Raw genomic sequence first — 16,970 nt, 5'->3', positions numbered from 1 at the left:
CAAATTCCAAAAATCTTATATCCGTTCTAGCTGCGCCAACATTATTTCCATTCTACGCATTAAATCGTCGTATGTAAAAATATCTATTATGTTCTTGTACTTCCTTTTAATTATCTCAAAATCTGAAAGTTGACTTTCTGTTAGGTTATTATCTCTTCCCATAATAATCATTCCATTCGGGTTTGTAATCTTAATTTTCAATTTTTCTGGTAGTTGGTCTTTGTATTTTTCAGTCAATCTTTTTTCCCCGTTTGCCCCAGTTTTGTTTAAATAAAATATGTATTTCTCTATTTGCATTATTGTTCCAGATAAATCCTTATTTGGAATGTGATTATCTCTGTAAGGGTTAGCCGATACGATGTTCTTATCAAAAGGAATTTTTATTTCAACAATGTCTAGATTCCCCATAAAATCGATTAATCCGTAATCTAGTCTTCTGGTTTTGTTATTGTAGATGTCCTTAAACTTTACTTCGTCAAATACCGCGATGTATTTAGGAAATAGTAATAATATTATTTCAATAATTTCAGCTTGCCATTGATGTTCTGTGTACTTCACTTCATTGGAAAGCATTTCCTTTAGTTTCTCTAAAAGCGTTTGATATTTGACAATATCGGCTTCCCGAAACGTTTTTCTTAAGTTGCTACCATAGTTGGGTGTTTTATTGTTTAGATAGTTTTGATAAGATTCTTCCTTATCTGTAATATAGTCAAAATAATTCTTTAAAACTGATGTGACTTTTGCCTGACGATATAGGGTAATTTCGTGAGTAGTGGGGAAAATTTTAATGAGTTTTTCAAATTCTTCGATTGGTAATATAGTTTCTTTTGGACCACCAATATAAATGTCTTCTTGCAAATGTTTATCTATTTGCAACAGAAGTGAGGATTTAGATTTTACGAAAAAATAGTCGAGTTTAATATCCAAAGATTTATGAAAGAAAAATGTATTAGACACACCCAAAACTTCTCTGTAAACACCATAGTAGCCATCCATTAATTCGCCAATCTCAAAGAAGTACTCAGATTCTTGAAATTCATTTTCAATCTTTTTAAGTAGAGACTTACTTCCTACATTAAAAATATGCTTGATTTTAAAAGGAATTAGCGTTTCTAATTTCTTATCTAGCCATTCCGTAGGCTCATAGTCGGAATAGTATTTTAATACAAGTTTTGAATCTATTTTTTCTATCTCTACCAAATCTTTATTTTTAATTTAAACTTTTCATTCCCAGAAGTTCTAACAAATCCATTGATTCTTCTTCTACCCATATATTATCTTGAATCAAGTTGTTAATTATGTCTTGTTGTTGCACAGAAAAGTTCTCTTTTTTTAATCCTGAAAATTCCTTTTTGCGCCACTTACTATTGTGGTGTGGTGAATCTACAGGTAGTGCATTATCTAATGTGGTAGGTTCAACTAGTCTTATTTCTTTTCCTTTTTCCTGAAAGATGCCTTTTATTCTAGAATAAATAGATAGTCCGTGATGGTCCCAATCGCAAAAATAAAAGAGAGGTAATTCTATTTTCTTCGCAGAAATATCCTTTAAAGGATTTGTATTATTACCGCCTACGTACCATAACTCAATGTTATTTTGTTTGTATTCATAAGGCACTTTAAGGCAGGCTATGTTTTCGCAAATAACAACCAACTTAGGATCTTCACAATCGACTACAAATCGCCATTGAGCATTCTTCGGGTCTTTCTCTGGAAATTCATCAATCTCTAAAAGCTGTAATACGGCATTGCGCAAACTGGGTTTATTAGTTAAATATTTAGCACCTTTACCCTTGAAGACTCTTGTTGAAAATGTATATTCGGTTGTTAGATTCTTCTTCAGCTGGTCTTTTTGATAATAAATGAAAGCCAAACTTTTTAAATCGTCTTCATTGTAGGTTTTGTGGGCGTTACTTTCTAATCCCGCTTTTTCAAAAAACTTGGAATAGTACTCAAAGTAGCTCAAAAATTCCTCTTTGTAATAGTCCTTATAACCATATTTGGCTTCCAATATTTTAGGATTGCCCATTTTTGGTTTTATTAGCTTTTTCTGCCTCATCAATACTTGTTTGATAAAACTATTATTCTCGATTCTAAGGTTAGTTCTACCCTTCTCGTACAACTGGTTAAGACCAATTAAATATTTCCACTCTACGTTTTTCTTCATTATGGCAATGAGCAGTTTTCCAGTTAATTTAAGTTATCATCAAAATCCCCAAATATTGGAACTGGTTCATAATTTACTTTATCAGATTCTTCTAGATTATTATGAAGTAAGTAGATATACTGGTTTAGCATATCAACTTTATAAGGCTGAATTGACAACGAAATAATCTGGTAATCATTAGCTTTGGCGATATCGTAAAGCATATCGAAATTACTTCCTAGACCAGCAGCCTCGTCAATAGGCATAAACCTTATCCCATCCCTTACTTTGTCCTTGGCAACTCTATTAATTAGTGATAGCCTAGCAATACATAAAAGTGCAATTGCTGCATAGGTCTGACTCGTGCTTCCTGGATTGGTTTTTCCGTGCAAGGATTTGATAGTAAAGTTTAACCCATAATATGATTTAGGGTTGAGTAATTCTATAATTTTAGGCTTTAAATTTCTAGAACCGCCACATCTATAAAATGCTTCCTGCATTTTTTCTTCTAGCGATGTATATTTTTCTAATTCATTAGAAACGCCCTGTAAATCATTGAATAGATTATTCTCACTTGATACTCGAATGTCTTCCCGTATTTTATCAATAAAATCTTCCATCCACTCTTTAGGATAGCTATTTTCAAAATTAATAGACAATTTAGCTCTGTGACCGCCAGTTATCGTCTTATCATCTGCATCTATAAAATCCCTAATTTTTCTTGAGTAATATATCTGTTCACTTACTTCATTACGAACCTTATCCACTATACTCGTTAGTTTTTGAAGTTTTCTTATGTTGAGCTGCTTATTCTTGATGTTGATATCATTGAGTAACTTTTTTATACGTGGAATGATTTCATCATCTTCTAAATCCTTCTCTGAAAAAATCTCTGGTGGTAGAATTTCAGAGCATATTTGTCTAAAATCATCTGTTTCTAAATAGCGATTGGCTTTTTCTTTCAAAAATTCCTTTATCACTAAAACGTATTTAGTATTGTAGTGTTTTTGACATTCTGCATTTAGGGTATCCTTTTCTTCTAATAAATCTGAAGAAAGTTCAATCTCATCCTGATAAGTTTCTGAAGTGATTTTTGGATGGTCAGCAATTAATTTTTGCAAATCTGTCTTAAAAACATCTATTGCTTTGTCTTCAAATTTTAAATCTTCAACAGCTATTTCATTTTTTATCTCTTCTTGAAGCTTTGAAACAAAAGTGTCATAGAAATCTTTTTTTTGAACTAACGTTTTTTTCAATCTGACAAAACCATTCGTATCTTTTACTTCATAGTTATATTTTACGGTTAGTTGGTTAACATCTTCTTCGATTTCAGGAATTGAAATTGTTTTTAGGTTTGTCTCTAACCCCTTAATTAACGAAATATTTTCAGAACGCTTTTCATCTATCTTCTTATAGACCTTATTTGCCATTCTTAAACCGTCATCTATCAGTTCATCTTCATCCAGTAATTTCAAATATTGCTTTATGGTATCTGGGGTTTCCCCAAACAGTTCGTGCTTGTCAAACTTAGAGTTAACATCTTTTGATTCCCAAGACAAAAGATATGTTGATGCGTTTTCCAAGTTATTTAAAAGCTCTTTTAAAATTGTCCAACTCTTCAATTCCTTTTCTAAATCTTTAATATCATTTTCTAAAGTTGTTTTTTGTTTTGAAAAATAATCTTTGATTTTATCTGAGTTACCCGTATCAAAAATTGGTTTTTTTACATACGGAATATACTCGCGAACCCCACCCAAGTCTATCCAAAAACCATCATCTTGATCCTTTGTGATTTGCAGATTTTTAATGAGCAGTTTTGGCTCTGGAATATATCTTTCCTTTATCCCGTTTGTAGGTTCTTCGGTGGTAATATTATCGTTTTGATATTTGTGAACTACACTTTCCTCTTTTAAGTTCAACTTCCGTTTGAGATTTAATGCCCAATGCGCAAGTGAAGCGGTATCGTCCAAATTGTTTAGCACTTTGAGTTTCCTTTTTTCTTCTAGTGAAGACTCAAATCCCTTTATCGTTTCGGCGATATTCAATAAAGTGCTCTTGTCAAGCTTATCATTGTTCCCGAAGAAGCCGTAGATATTATTATACTTTAGTAAGGACTTTAATTGTGCTATTCGCTCAATGTCCTGCTTGTTTTTATGATAACTGTGATAATGTTCTGAAAGTTCTTCCCCTGTCTTTTCAAAATATTGCATCCAAGAAAAATACTTTTTCAAATTCTTGCTTTTTCCTTGCCATATCATCCTTTCCGCAGAAGCCTTTTCAAAGTCTTCGTCTAGAGCAGGTATATTTAATTTCAGCTCTTCAACTTTAGTTTCTGCAAAATTCTTAAGTCCATTTAATGTGTTTCGATTATTAAAAAAGGCATCTAACTTTTCAGTCATTTTACCATTAGATAGATTTATCTGCTGATTTAAATAATGAAATTTTGTGTTTAAAAATTCGCTCTTTGCTTTGTCCCTTTTCTTTTTCAGATTGAGAAGATCTTGCAGCTCTGTCTGCTTGTGGGTTAACATATCTATCTCATCCCTGTTAGATTCAAACTGACGGATATCGCCACTCAATTCTTCAACAGCTTTATCAAATTCTAGTTTCAGCTCTTTTTCTTTGTCACTTCCGAATAGAAATTCCTGAATTTTTTCGCTTTTCTTGATGTCTAAAGATTCTCTAGAGAATGCCTGAATGATTTTAGCATAGCTCTTTAGTGATTCTTGGTTGATGGACAAGTCAACCGGTATAATAAAGTTTTCAAACAACAGTTTGTGAAACTTGTCTGGTCGTGTCCAAGATTCGCATACATATCCTTTGGTGTCGAATATGTGATTTTTTAAATCTTCTATTGGTAAAATACTGTTGTCCTTTAGAAAATCTGAAAAACTAAGGGCTTTACTAAATGGAAGCAATTCATCTTCTGGTTCAAAATTTTCTCCTTGCTGAATAATAAAAGAACGTGAGCTTCCGGTACTTTCAAGATATATACCTATAACTACAAAGGCATCTTTTTCGAGTTTTATATTGATAAAAGCGTAACCCATATCTGTACCTTTACCAGATGTCCTTAACACCATAGTTTTGGGTTTCCTTGGCTCACTACTATCTGTAGGTGAATGAAAGGCAGCAGAACCTACAAAAATGAGTTGCAAAATATCTGCAATCATACTCTTACCAGAACCACCTTCGCCAACAAAATCTGTTCTGAATGGATTAAAATCATAATCAAATGATTGATGATGCACGATGCCCAAAGTAGATAGTCTTTTTATTCTAGGGTATCTCTTCATTTCAATTCATTTAGAGTTTCATCTATATTATTTATGTGGTCTTCGTGTATGGCAATCAACCTATCGAAAGCTGGTAACAGGTCGAACTCATCATCCTTTAATGTTACCCAACCAATTTTTTTGAATTCTCTAAGTGCAGATTCTACAGTTGAATCTATGGCATCGTCATTTAAATTCCCGGGATTGGTATTCCTTGATTTTGCAATCAATCTGTAAATACCAGGTTTTAAATCTTCGTAATCGGTCCTAATCTTTTTTTGCAAGTCTTCTACCGAAGCCACATCAATTTGATTATCAATGAAAAAAATCTTGTAAATGATAAAGCCAATTATAACGTGTTCGCTCTTCATATGATATCTATGCCCAGCATCTATTTGACCCCTTGTGTTACCAATAAAATCTAAGTAGTAATAACCTCTTGTTTCGGTACCGCCAAATGTCAATTCAACATTAAATAAAAACTGGTAGTACGCTTTTAAGCTATCTACATTAGAGTAGATGTAATTGTAATATCTTGCCTGACTTCCTTCCCTTTGAAAATGTACACCATCCTTCAACATATAGTCTAAGGAAGCAAATAGTTCTTCTGTATCAGGATGGTCTAAAAACTGTACCCTTATATCTTTTGTATGTTCATCTTCCATAAACTAATATGCTCTATTTTACTGTTGGTCTGTTTAGTTTTATTCATTTTAAAATCAAATCTTTTTGATTTACGTGCTTGTTGTATTGAACTGTATATTGCACTTACAGCTATCTGTCCATCATTAGTATCTTCCATAATTTCAAAGAACGTTGCGGATAAATCGATGCCACCTCTTAATTCTATTTCGGCAATAATGTGTTGTTCCCATTTTCTAATCAAATCCTGTTGAGTGAGTACTTTTAATATACTTTTTGTGTTTTCCTCAATCTTAACTTCATTTGATTTGTAAGAAACTCTTTTTTTTGGCTTAGAGGGAAATAATTCTCTTTCTCGCTCAACAATGGTAAAATTAGGGGTGTCTATATGCAAAACTGGATTCAGTACCGACTTTGGTAAAACCGTATCCTTTTTACCGGTCACGGTACTCTTATCTAATAGAAAATGTAGAAACTTTTCAATCTTGCTGTTGAACTGAGGTCTATTTAGGATAGAAAATAAATGTCTAATCTTTGGTTGAATCCTATCTAATTTTCCATCTATAGAATCCAGTCTCTCGTTGAGATATTTGATAAAGAAGTGAACATCTGCTATTAAATCATCTGCTTCTGAATCTGTATCTTCTCGTTTTTCTAGGATTGAGCGTATCACTTTAGTTTCAGAATACGCGGCTGCTAATTCTTTACTCTGATCTTGTGCTTTATCTAGATTGCTTTCTACTTCTCGCAAGAGTTCAATAAAATTCTTATCGGAATTTGTGGTATTGTTTTTAAGTTTATTTACAGATTCAATAATCTGTCTGTCCAAAAAGTCTACCTGTTCCCGAAGATCAGGTTCATATTTTTTGAATTCTGATTTGAGCCAAAACTTTAAATCCTCTAAAGTTTCTCTTTGTTTTAATGAAGCTGTAAGAAGACTACAAATCTTTTCAATATGAGTTGGATTAAAGTTACCCTCTAAAGTTTCCTTTGCATAGGCATAGAACCTATGTGCATAATCCTTAAAGTAATATTTTTGAGTTTCTTGGTTGTAGTCTAAAAAGTATTCCTGAAGATCTTTAATATGTTCACTGTAAATTTCTTTTGGGTATCTCTCGTTTGGTTTGCTTATTTGCGCAAACGCATCGTGAAGATCCTTTTCGATGAATTTTCCATCTGGTAGCGTTTTGTTTTCAATTTTCTCAAATAAAACCATAACTGCCAACCCGACTTCCTTCTTTGGAAAAAGTAGTTGGTAAACACCAGGTTCTTTAATTTCTTTTACAAAATCAAAATTTATATTGTTGTTATCATTCAATTCTTATGCTTCATCCATTTTAAGGGAAAAATCTCATAAAGATAATTAAATAACTTTTCCTTTATTTACGGTTATCCACATTTCTAATAAATAGCAACTTTAATTCTAAAAACAAACGACATAAGGTTGATTTAATACATAGAATTACTTCTTTAAATAGTTCGTTCATCTTTTATATTTTATTGATTCATATATTAAATAAGCTATGATTTTAATTCTATTCGAATTTGACAAGTACATATTCTCATCCCAATTACTCAAAAACCCCAATTCTAATAATAATGACGAGCAATAAGCAATGGTTTCACGCAACACCTGAAAATTTGCAAACTTCACACCCCTACTTTCAAAACCAAGTTTTTTTTTAAGGTCTGCCTGTAGTTGAAAAGCTAACCAAATGGCTTCTTCCGAAAACTCAGAATTTTGATTAGCCACGTAAACTTCAACCCTTCTTGAATGTACATTATCCGAATGATTGCAATGTAAGGACACGAACAAATCAGCTTTAAGGACTTTGGCCAACTTCGTTCTATCCGATATAGAAATGAGGGTATCGGTGTGCCTTGTCAAATAAATGTCCAAAGTTTTATCCAACTCATCATTTAGCTTCAAAATGGCATTTGCGATATTCAACGCAACATCCTTTTCTTGGATGCCATTTATACCGATTGCACCCGAATCTTTTCCACCGTGGCCAGGGTCAATTACGACTATCTTTTTTGTGTCCAAATTCTGACACAAAAGGATGCAACTTTTGAGAAGCAAAATCATAAAACTGACGTTTTTGAGCCACTTTTTCATTTTCAATTTTTATGTTTTCAACAGTTCCACTTCAAAAATCCATACCATTTGATGCCAAATAATAGCAACGGAATTCAAACAAAACTAAATAATATTTTATTCACAAATATTTGATATTCAGTTATTTATAATCAAATATATGTAAATTTCCCATAACGAAAACATCACAAAAATTTAAACTGTTACGTTATGAAAAAATCACTCTATTTAGCATCTCTTTCGCTCTTATCCACTTCGCTATTTGCTCAAATTGGTGGCATTGAAGATTCGGTCGATGATGTTTCTAACACCATCCGAACTATTTTTCCAATCATATTAGGGGTTATTTTCCTCATCGGGTTCCTGTTTAACGCAGGACATTTCTTTGGCGAAAATGCTGATCTCAAAAAGGGGATTACCCGCGTTCTCGTTTTCGTTTTGATTGCAGGCGCTGTAGTCGGCATCTTCACATACTTAATCGGAATCGTTGTATAATGAAGCGGTTCGAGGTCTATAAAAACATTAGGAAACGGGCAGTCATTTTCGGCTTGCCCATTTCCCTGTTTGCCTTAATGATGGTTTCCATATTAGCCTCATTGCTCATAGTAATTTTCTCTTTCAGCTTCGGGATGATTATAGGTATTCTCGTTTTTAACGCTGCGCTCTATGTGGCATTGACAAGAATTACCCACAACCCACAGATTTTTCAAACAGCCAATGCTTTTCCAAAAATTATAAGTAACAAAAGAAATTCAGGTTTTAACTATGAATAAGATTAACCTTTCGGCATATCAACCGATTACAGATATCCAAGACAATATCGTCTTTGCCAATAATGGCAATGTGGTCTTGTGCTATACAGGGAATCTACCTGAAATTTATTCGCTTTCCGAAAAGGACTTTGAAGATATGCACGGTGCTTGGTTTCAAGCTCTAAAATCATTGCCTGTGGGAACCGTGGTTCACAAACAGGATATATACCTGAAGAAATCCTATACTTCAGAACAACTTCCGAATACATCTTTTCTCGAAAAAGCTACTCACAAGCATTTTAAGGGTCGTGGGCATATTGAACACAAGTGTTATTTGTTCTTCATCTTAACCAAGAACAAGGCACTTAACAACTCAAAATATGTCAATCCCTTTAGAAAAATTTCAAAGGGAATTGTACAGGAACTGGACGATAATATTAAGAGTTTTGTAAACTCTGTAAGCGATTCTGTTTCCTTCATTAATAATAGCCGAAAGATGGCTTTCCTTCCGCTTAAAGCGGATGAGATACAGCACCTCACAAACGGTTATTTCAACGGTTTCAATGAGGGTTTTGATACGGACATCATATTAGATAAAAAAAGCGTCAATATTGGCGAAAACCATTTTGATGCCCTTGCCATCAATAGCGAACTGTGCTTTGGCGAAAGTGTACAGAGTAGCAAAACCAATGAGAAATTCACTTCTGACGATTTTGTATTTCATCAAGGGTTTATTGATGGATTAGGGCTTACGCTTAATGAAAACCATATCGTCAACCAAATCATCTATTTAGATGATAAACAGAAGTGGCGCAAGTTACTGGATAAGAAAATCGAGGAACTTAACAAAAGTTCCAATTTTGGTTCGCAGAATAAAGTAGTGCTTGGCAAAATCCAGCACATTCTCGACCAAATCAATGCCGATGATAATGCCAGAATCATTCGTGGGCATCTGAACATCGTGTACTGGTCTAAAGATGCCAAAGAGCTTGATAAAATAACCTCAAAAATCAAGACTGAGTTTAAGGAACTCGATATCATCCCATACTATCCAAGAGGTGAAGAACGTAAAAATTACATTCTGAACAGTTACTGTTGTTTCTCTTCCAACTTTTCAAACAACGATTTATATGTCACAGACTTAAAGCACGCGCTTTGCCTGTTCATCAATAACACCAATTACAAATCCGACAATACCGGAATCATCTTCAATGACCGAGAGCATAATATTCCCGTTCTAAAGGATGTTTGGGACGAGCGCAAGAAACGCATCAAAGCTCGGAACTTCGCCATTTTCGCACCAACGGGCGAAGGCAAATCCTTTTTAGCCAATAACATTTTACGCCAGTATTTTGAAAGTGGTGTGCGATTGGTCATTATCGACCTTGGTGGATCTTACACCAAGTTTGCCAAACTCTACCCAGAAAAATACACAGTACTTCGCTATGAAAGCGGTAAGAATTTGGGTATCAATCCATTTTATATAAGTAACCAAAATGACTTGACACCAGAACGGTTGGAAGACCTGTCAGTTTTCTTATTTGAATTGTTTACTTCAGATTTAAAAGTCACAAAAGCACAATCGGTTTCGGTTAAAAAGATATTGCGCTACTATTACGATAGCACTTCAGAAAATCACTCTTTAGATGGTTTTTACAGCTTTATAGAAAGGAATCAGGAAGACCTTCTGAGCACTTTAAAAATCCATCCCGATTACTTCAATGTCACGAGCTTCTTGCACGTAATGTCCGAATACGTCGGCGATGGTCTATATAGCTTCCTCTTTGAAGTTAGCGAAGACCAGACCTATAAGATTGAGGACAAACGATTAATTGTTTTTGAACTGGATGAAGTAAAGGACAACAAAGAGATCTTATCTGTAATGTTGAAGCTCATTAAGTCCGCCATACAAAGAACTATTTGGAAAAACAGAGCCGAAAAAGGTATCATCCTTTTTGATGAGTTTGCCAAACAACTAAAGTTTGAAAATGTATTGGAAAGTGTCGAGTTCTATTATCAAGCTATCCGTAAACAGAACGGTGCAATTGGGATTATTCTGCAATCTATCAATCAGCTTCCGAACAACTCGACTTCCGCAAGCATCCTTGAAAACACACAGGTCATCTACAGTCTGAATAATGAAAAAGGCTATGACGGATTGGTCAAAAGACTCAATCTGTCCAGCCACGACCTGAACCAGTTAAAATCCATCAAGAACAACCTTACCGGACCACGCAAATACACCGAAATGTTCATCAAAATAGGTAGGGAAAGTAACATTTTTCGGTTGGAAGTCCCGAAGGAAGTATATGCAGCTTACCTGACCGATGGACAGGAAAACGAAGAAATAATGAAGCTCTACAACGAGCATAACGATATGCAAAAAGCAATAATTCAATTCACATCAAAAACATAATATTATGAAGACAAAAATCAAAATTTTAGTAATGACAGTAGCCTTGACCTTATTTATGTCGGGTAAAGCTACTGCACAAGGAATGCCCACTTATGACAATACCAATTTTATCAGTTTGGTAAAACAGCTTTTGGAATCTGGGAAACAGACAGCTCAAATGATAAAGTCTGTAAAATTTCTGAAAGATGCAAAAGAGGCTATAGAAAAAGTGTCAAGCGTTGTCGAACAACTGAGAGCAGTTGAGGAAATTGGACAAAACAATCAACACCTTATCAGCGTAATGCAAAACGATGTACAGGACATTCTGAATTCGCCCTATATAAAACCCGATGAAGTTTCAAGGGTTGTGCAATCGTTTGATGCAATAGTTCAAAACTCATTGGACACGGTAGATTTCATAGATGAAGTTCTATCCAGCGACTATCTAAAAATGAGTGATGCCGAACGTGCTGAAATTCTAAAAGCAAAAGAGATGGAATCAAAACAAATGGTTTCTAACATCACTACAAAAACGAAACGCTATCGTGACATTATTTCCTTCAGAAAAATGCAGGATAAAGTCAATAATCGCGAAACCGAATACTAAAATGACTGCCACAATTCTCTTAGGGATCGGACTGGAATATATAGATGCCGTTTTCCAGACCATACAGGCTAGCGACTTTTCGCAATACACTATTGCCGGAATAAAAACGCTCGCTGTCCTGTTTTTTTTGGTCAACATTCTTAAAAAATATAATGAAGGCATTGCAGATAAGGATGGTTATACTTGGGGATTGAGTCCAGGCGAACTGGTCAAGAATTTTGCCATTGTCATCTTGGTCATATTCTCAACTCAGGTCTTAGGATTTTTTGATGGCATATTAGTAGCTATCGAAGGGCAATATCGAGGAACAGCACCAGCCTTATTGCCATTGCAGATGCAAGATATTCCCATCGAAGAGGACGTTAGTATTATTGAAGTTGCACAATCGGCTATGACGCTGTTATATGAAGCCTTGGTCACACCACTTTACGGTTTCAAGATACTTGCGTTCATCATTAGTCTTTTCCTATGGATATTGGATTTGTTTATCTATCCGCTGTTTTTGGCAGAACGCTTTTTTCTACTCGGAATTATGCAAACCTTTTTCCCTTTGGTCATAAGCTTAGCGGTATTTGAAAAGTTCCGTTCACTTGCTTACACATTTTTCAAATTGTATGCAGCTGTATATATGCTGGTACCTGCCTTCTTTTTGGTCAACGTTTTTGTAAATGCGCTCTATACCGAAATCAATACCAATTTCTGGGTCAATTTATTCGGAACCGATACAGGTCAAGGCTTTTTTGCACCTGTAGTTCAGTTGGGTTCAGTAGGCTTTATTGTTTTCCTGAAATTCAAACTGTATAAACGTGCTACGTCCTTTACACTCAGATTATTTACTGCTTAAATCAGATTAATATGAAAACACCATATAAGAATATTTATAATGTCCTAAAACTGAATCGATTTATCGTTTTGGCAGTTGTTGCCTGTGCGTTGCTGTCCAGCACTTTTTCAGTTTGGATGGTGTTCAACACCAATCAAAAAGCACTCAATAGTGCTTTTGCCATTAATACCGATGGTAGTATTATTCCGCTGAAGCTCGTGACTCAAAAGGAAAATTTTCGGGTCGAAGCTCTGGCACATTTAGAACTGTTCCACAACTACTTCTATAACATCGATGCCAGTAACTATGAGCGAAACTTGGAAAAAGCACTTTGGTTAGGCAATAGCTCTGTGGACAATCTTTACCGTCAGAAGAAAGCTGATGGCGTTTATAACCGATTGCTTCAGTATTCATTAGTTCAAAAAGTATTGAGTATTGACTCAAGGATAAACGAAAATAATGGCTCGTATAGTTTTACAACCACCACCATTTTTGAAATTAATAGAGGTTCAATAATTGACACTTATGAATTGGTTTCCACCGGAAACCTGATTATGGTTGACCGAAACTTTCCCAATAATCCTCACGGACTTTTGATTACGAATTACTTCGAGAACACCTTAAAAAAACTGAATGATGAAAGTTGAGCCGATAATCGGCATTTAAAAACCACGATTATGAAAGTAGAAAAGAATAAAATAGTATTTGTAGCGGTATTGGCCGTGATTTTCATATTCCTCATTTCCTATTCCATAATGGTAATGGGCGATGATGATAGCGAGAATGAAAGCCTACAACAGACTTTAGTGCCTGATTTGGAAGAAGACCAAAAAGAATACGAGTCCAAGCTCGATGCGATTAACGACCTGAAGGAAGTGCGCGAAACTAATGCACCCAGCATCTATGATGAAAAGTTGATTGATTCCCTGGGCTTTTACGACCCAGATTTACCGGAACGTGAAAAAGAACGCATTGTTGATAGTATCTATGATGCTGGCAAAATTAAGTATTCCGAAAAGCGGTATCAAAATTTAGGGCAAAGGCGAGCTGTTCAACAAACAGTACCAAAGGTGGATTCAGCTGAAGTTAAAAGAGAACAAAAAATTGAAGCTAAAGAACTGGGCTTGGAACATCAACTATTCTTTGCCGCTGCGCCCAAACCCAATGAAGTTTCAATTATCGGCAATACAGACGAAACAATTTATGTAGTCGTGGATGGCGACCAAATTGTTCAGACAAATACCCGATTACGGATGCGCCTTACCAAAGCTGCTACAATAAATGGCAAACTGATGCCAAAGAACACACCGATTTTCGGATTTATCAGTTTTCAGCCCAATCGTGCCTTGATTGAAATTGAAAACATAAAGCACCATCCCACCAAACTCAAAGCCTTCGATTTGCAAGACGGTAGCGAGGGCATCTATGTTGAGAACAACTTTAGGGAAGAAGCAACCAGAGAGGTTCTCGATGATGTTATTGGTGATATAAATATCCCGAGTGTTCCACAAGTTGGCGGACTTACCCAAGTATTCAGGCGCTCTAACCGAAGGGTAAAAGTAACCGTACTGAACAATTACAGATTAATTCTAAAACCTAAATTATGAGAGCAAAAATTATAATATTAGCAATACTTATTTCCACTTTCGTACCTCGACTATGCTCGGCACAGGCTACAGCACAATCAATTATAGTACTCGATACCATTTATGCGAACGACACCAAGAATGTTGCGCTTTTCTTTCCAGAACCTATTCGGCAAGGCATAACCGGTTCAGATAATTTTGTCTTTACCTATAACCGTGAAAAAGAACAGTATTTCGGCCTGTTGCAAGCCAAGCCAGGAAAGGAAAGTAATTTACTGGTAGTCAACCGAAATGGTTCGGTTTTTTCGTATATTGTAAGGTATAAAAAACAGCTTTCTAAGCTCAATTATTTTATTCCGATATCAAGTAGTATCGGGAATGAAAAACCGACTGTAACCGATTCAATTCTTGCTGAATCCTCTGAAGAGCGTGTAGATAACAGAACCTATTATTACCAAAAATTCTGCTCGTATCTTCTCAATAGAAAACAGCGCATAGGTCGAATCAAAAAGCGGAATGAAGGCATTGTCTTAAGTATTGAGAATATCGTTTTTGATAAAGAAGAGCTGTACTTCGTTATCCAGATTGAGAATAATTCCACCTTGGATTACGATTTAAATTTCTTGAACCTTTCGATTGAAACTCGACAGAAAGGAAAAAGGAAATCATTACAACGCCTTTTTCAAGAGCCGATCTACAAACATAATCTGCCTTCAAAAATTGCAGAAGGTGAAACGGTACGGTTCGTTTATGTGTTGCCAAAATTTTCATTGTCCAATGACCGTAGGGCAATTTTAGAACTAAATGAAAAGGATGGTGAACGAAATATTGAAATGAAACTATCGCACAGATATATCAATAACCCAAATTAAAGTCACTATGAAAAATATTGGTGTTTTATTGCTCGTACTGCTGTTCCTTTCGTGTGCTGATTCCACAACTAAAGTTTCAGGACCAAGTGCTACAGCTCAAGTTGTTATCGAAAGCTTTTATGAAAAGGATAAAGAAGCCTTAAAGGCCAACTCGACACCACAGGCATATTCAAACTATATGAATACTATAAATATGTTCAATGCTACGCCAAAAGATGATTCCAAGTTTACTGTTTTGCAGGACACGATTATGGGTGATGTGGCTTGGGTAAAATATACAACAGCTTACGATAAAACCCCAGGTCTCTTTAAGCTGGTTAAGCAAAACGGGAAGTGGCTGGCAGATGCCAGAAGTTCAAAAGATAAATCGCCTTTTTGAAAAGCCTATTTATTTCTATCGAGATTGATTTCCCAATAGCCCTGTGTACCACCTTGACGTACCAAAACACCTTTGTTCTTAATAGCTGTTATATGTTTACCAACAGCAGATTCATTGATACCTAAAGCGTCTGCTATTTCATTGTAAGTTATAGAAGAATTAGCAGCTATAAGTTTAACTACTTCTTTTTGTCTTTTAGTAAGTGTAGTTGCGGCATCAATTCCAGCATCTGTTACACCACCTCTTACACCACCTATTTGACCACCTATTTGACCACCTTTTGCACCACCATCTTCAACAGTAGTTTCTTTGGCCTTAAATGTCATTCTAAGAAAGTTATCAGAAAAGCCAAAACTCTCTTTGCCATAGTGTTCCAAAATACGAGGGATGCCAGAACCCAATTGCTCTACCAGTTCCAAATCCTTGAAAATCCGCATCAGTTCTTTGTTGCGTGGCACGGAAAAACCTTCAAAAAATTCTTGCTTGCTCAAGCCTTCTGGAAGTCCACCAGCTGATGTAATTTCTATCCTGTCGGCAAAAATCTCAAACTTAGGTGTTATCTCATTGGTATAGTCGTTATGCACAAAAGCATTGATGATGGCTTCCCGTAAGGCGATGGGATTCCAAAGATTGGCTTGTTGCCGTTCCTTGGCTGTAATTTTTGTGGTTGTTCTGTTCTCGACGGCAATCTTATCAATGACCTGTTTGGTGGCTTTCACCAAACATTCGTGGCCATATTCGTTGCTTTCAATAAGGTCTGTACGGGTCTTGCCTGAATACTTGGCCACTTTAATAGAGGTATTGTTCTTGTCGGCCAAAAGATAACCTGCATAATTGAATGCGCCATCCTCAGTAAGCAGTTCCAGATTCTTTGCAAAGGCTTTGCCCAGATTATAGCCAGCTTCCTCATAGTAGATTTTCAACTGGCCAAAGTTCAGGTCTTGTCGTCCGGCTTTAATTTTGCTGATGGAATTTCGGGTACGCTTGGCAAAGAGCTCGTCTATCATTTTCTGTGGCATCGGCTCTGCAGATGAACCCATACGGATAAAATACCCCTTTTCGCTCATCCCATACTTTCTAAGATGATAAGGTTTTTCAGGACCGCTGGCCACAATGATTTTGAGGATGTCCTTACCTTCTCGTTCTTCGCTCACGATGTCAAAAAGTCCCAAAGCTGAAGGCCGGATGTTGTTCTTCAGCCTATCCTTAATTTTAAGTTGGTCGCCATCCGCATCTGCCAAACCGTAGGTGTTTCCGTCTTTATTTATACCTACGTATAGAATGCCACCTTCACGGTAGTTGAGAAATGCAATAACCTCTTTTTCAAGTCCATCGGACAATTCTCGTTTGTATTCTATGCGGTTTGTTTCTGGCATTCTTTAATTAAAAATCGAACAG

Annotated in this window: 15 protein-coding genes; 8 read left to right on the top strand and 7 right to left on the bottom strand. The window is 35.6% G+C overall.

Features of this window, described 5'->3' with window-relative positions; all coding sequences use genetic code 11:
- Positions 1–15: 15 nt before the first annotated feature.
- The 6 genes from MED217_RS05540 to MED217_RS05515 all read right to left on the bottom strand — a co-directional run bounded on the left by MED217_RS05540 (position 16) and on the right by MED217_RS05515 (position 8,179).
- Complete coding sequence (locus MED217_RS05540; RefSeq protein WP_009779500.1) at positions 16–1,200, bottom strand: Shedu immune nuclease family protein; 1,185 nt, start codon at positions 1,198–1,200, stop codon at positions 16–18.
- A 10-nt stretch (positions 1,201–1,210) separates the two neighbouring features.
- The gene (locus MED217_RS05535) at positions 1,211–2,164 is read right to left on the bottom strand and encodes a hypothetical protein (protein ID WP_009779499.1); all 954 of its coding nucleotides are present in this window, start codon (positions 2,162–2,164) and stop codon (positions 1,211–1,213) included.
- A 23-nt stretch (positions 2,165–2,187) separates the two neighbouring features.
- A complete protein-coding gene (locus MED217_RS18470; protein WP_148211692.1) occupies positions 2,188–5,439 on the bottom strand; it encodes a ligand-binding sensor domain-containing protein in 3,252 nt (1,083 codons plus the stop codon).
- Positions 5,436–6,083: a condensin complex protein MksE gene (locus MED217_RS05525; RefSeq protein WP_009779497.1), complete on the bottom strand. Its 648-nt coding sequence runs from the start codon at positions 6,081–6,083 to the stop codon at positions 5,436–5,438. The genes MED217_RS18470 and MED217_RS05525 overlap by 4 nt, the downstream gene beginning before the upstream one ends.
- Complete coding sequence (locus tag MED217_RS05520) at positions 6,056–7,378, bottom strand: hypothetical protein (protein WP_009779496.1); 1,323 nt, start codon at positions 7,376–7,378, stop codon at positions 6,056–6,058. Before MED217_RS05520 ends, MED217_RS05525 begins: the two co-directional genes overlap by 28 nt.
- Before the next feature lie 165 nt (positions 7,379–7,543).
- Positions 7,544–8,179, bottom strand: a complete 636-nt coding sequence (locus MED217_RS05515; protein ID WP_013071244.1) for an N-acetylmuramoyl-L-alanine amidase family protein — start codon at positions 8,177–8,179, stop codon at positions 7,544–7,546.
- 189 nt (positions 8,180–8,368) lie between these two features.
- Here MED217_RS05515 and MED217_RS05510 point away from each other — a divergent pair, with 189 nt between their 5' ends.
- The 8 genes from MED217_RS05510 (at position 8,369) to MED217_RS05470 (ending at position 15,572) form a co-directional block, all read left to right on the top strand.
- A complete protein-coding gene (locus tag MED217_RS05510) occupies positions 8,369–8,653 on the top strand; it encodes a hypothetical protein (protein WP_009779494.1) in 285 nt (94 codons plus the stop codon).
- Between the two features lie 270 nt (positions 8,654–8,923).
- Positions 8,924–11,326, top strand: coding sequence for a TraG family conjugative transposon ATPase (locus MED217_RS05500; RefSeq protein WP_009779492.1), 2,403 nt, complete (start codon positions 8,924–8,926; stop codon positions 11,324–11,326).
- A 4-nt stretch (positions 11,327–11,330) separates the two neighbouring features.
- On the top strand, positions 11,331–11,912 hold the full coding sequence (locus tag MED217_RS05495; RefSeq protein ID WP_009779491.1) for a hypothetical protein: 582 nt from the start codon (positions 11,331–11,333) through the stop codon (positions 11,910–11,912).
- 1 nt (position 11,913) lies between these two features.
- Positions 11,914–12,756 (top strand): hypothetical protein, encoded by an 843-nt coding sequence (locus tag MED217_RS05490; protein ID WP_009779490.1) that lies wholly within the window; start codon positions 11,914–11,916, stop codon positions 12,754–12,756.
- Positions 12,757–12,767: 11 nt separating this feature from the next.
- The gene (locus MED217_RS05485) at positions 12,768–13,382 is read left to right on the top strand and encodes a conjugal transfer protein TraK (RefSeq protein ID WP_040532604.1); all 615 of its coding nucleotides are present in this window, start codon (positions 12,768–12,770) and stop codon (positions 13,380–13,382) included.
- A 30-nt stretch (positions 13,383–13,412) separates the two neighbouring features.
- Positions 13,413–14,342: a conjugative transposon protein TraM gene (gene traM, locus MED217_RS05480; RefSeq protein ID WP_009779488.1), complete on the top strand. Its 930-nt coding sequence runs from the start codon at positions 13,413–13,415 to the stop codon at positions 14,340–14,342.
- The gene (locus MED217_RS05475; protein WP_009779487.1) at positions 14,339–15,193 is read left to right on the top strand and encodes a DUF4138 domain-containing protein; all 855 of its coding nucleotides are present in this window, start codon (positions 14,339–14,341) and stop codon (positions 15,191–15,193) included. The genes traM and MED217_RS05475 overlap by 4 nt, the downstream gene beginning before the upstream one ends.
- 7 nt (positions 15,194–15,200) lie before the next feature.
- Complete coding sequence (locus MED217_RS05470) at positions 15,201–15,572, top strand: hypothetical protein (protein WP_009779486.1); 372 nt, start codon at positions 15,201–15,203, stop codon at positions 15,570–15,572.
- A 5-nt stretch (positions 15,573–15,577) separates the two neighbouring features.
- On the opposite strand, the gene MED217_RS05465 is transcribed toward MED217_RS05470, so the two are convergent.
- Complete coding sequence (locus tag MED217_RS05465; protein WP_009779485.1) at positions 15,578–16,948, bottom strand: RNA-binding domain-containing protein; 1,371 nt, start codon at positions 16,946–16,948, stop codon at positions 15,578–15,580.
- Between the last annotated feature and the right edge of the window lie 22 nt (positions 16,949–16,970).

The sequence above is a fragment of the Leeuwenhoekiella blandensis MED217 genome, assembly GCF_000152985.1.
Taxonomy (GTDB): Bacteria; Bacteroidota; Bacteroidia; order Flavobacteriales; family Flavobacteriaceae; genus Leeuwenhoekiella; species Leeuwenhoekiella blandensis.
The sequence above is the reverse complement of the archived record's forward strand: the minus strand, read 5'-3'. Positions and strand labels throughout refer to the sequence as shown.

What these genes read in the sequence shown, in the direction of transcription:
- MED217_RS05535 (WP_009779499.1), bottom strand. Translation starts at nt 2,164, where the DNA reads ATGAAGAAAAACGTAGAGTGGAAATATTTAATTGGTCTTAACCAGTTG.
- MED217_RS18470 (WP_148211692.1), bottom strand. Translation starts at nt 5,439, where the DNA reads ATGAAGAGATACCCTAGAATAAAAAGACTATCTACTTTGGGCATCGTG.
- MED217_RS05525 (WP_009779497.1), bottom strand. Translation starts at nt 6,083, where the DNA reads ATGGAAGATGAACATACAAAAGATATAAGGGTACAGTTTTTAGACCAT.
- MED217_RS05515 (WP_013071244.1), bottom strand. Translation starts at nt 8,179, where the DNA reads ATGAAAAAGTGGCTCAAAAACGTCAGTTTTATGATTTTGCTTCTCAAA.
- MED217_RS05510 (WP_009779494.1), top strand. Translation starts at nt 8,369, where the DNA reads ATGAAAAAATCACTCTATTTAGCATCTCTTTCGCTCTTATCCACTTCG.
- MED217_RS05500 (WP_009779492.1), top strand. Translation starts at nt 8,924, where the DNA reads ATGAATAAGATTAACCTTTCGGCATATCAACCGATTACAGATATCCAA.
- MED217_RS05495 (WP_009779491.1), top strand. Translation starts at nt 11,331, where the DNA reads ATGAAGACAAAAATCAAAATTTTAGTAATGACAGTAGCCTTGACCTTA.
- MED217_RS05490 (WP_009779490.1), top strand. Translation starts at nt 11,914, where the DNA reads ATGACTGCCACAATTCTCTTAGGGATCGGACTGGAATATATAGATGCC.
- MED217_RS05485 (WP_040532604.1), top strand. Translation starts at nt 12,768, where the DNA reads ATGAAAACACCATATAAGAATATTTATAATGTCCTAAAACTGAATCGA.
- traM (WP_009779488.1), top strand. Translation starts at nt 13,413, where the DNA reads ATGAAAGTAGAAAAGAATAAAATAGTATTTGTAGCGGTATTGGCCGTG.
- MED217_RS05475 (WP_009779487.1), top strand. Translation starts at nt 14,339, where the DNA reads ATGAGAGCAAAAATTATAATATTAGCAATACTTATTTCCACTTTCGTA.
- MED217_RS05470 (WP_009779486.1), top strand. Translation starts at nt 15,201, where the DNA reads ATGAAAAATATTGGTGTTTTATTGCTCGTACTGCTGTTCCTTTCGTGT.
- MED217_RS05465 (WP_009779485.1), bottom strand. Translation starts at nt 16,948, where the DNA reads ATGCCAGAAACAAACCGCATAGAATACAAACGAGAATTGTCCGATGGA.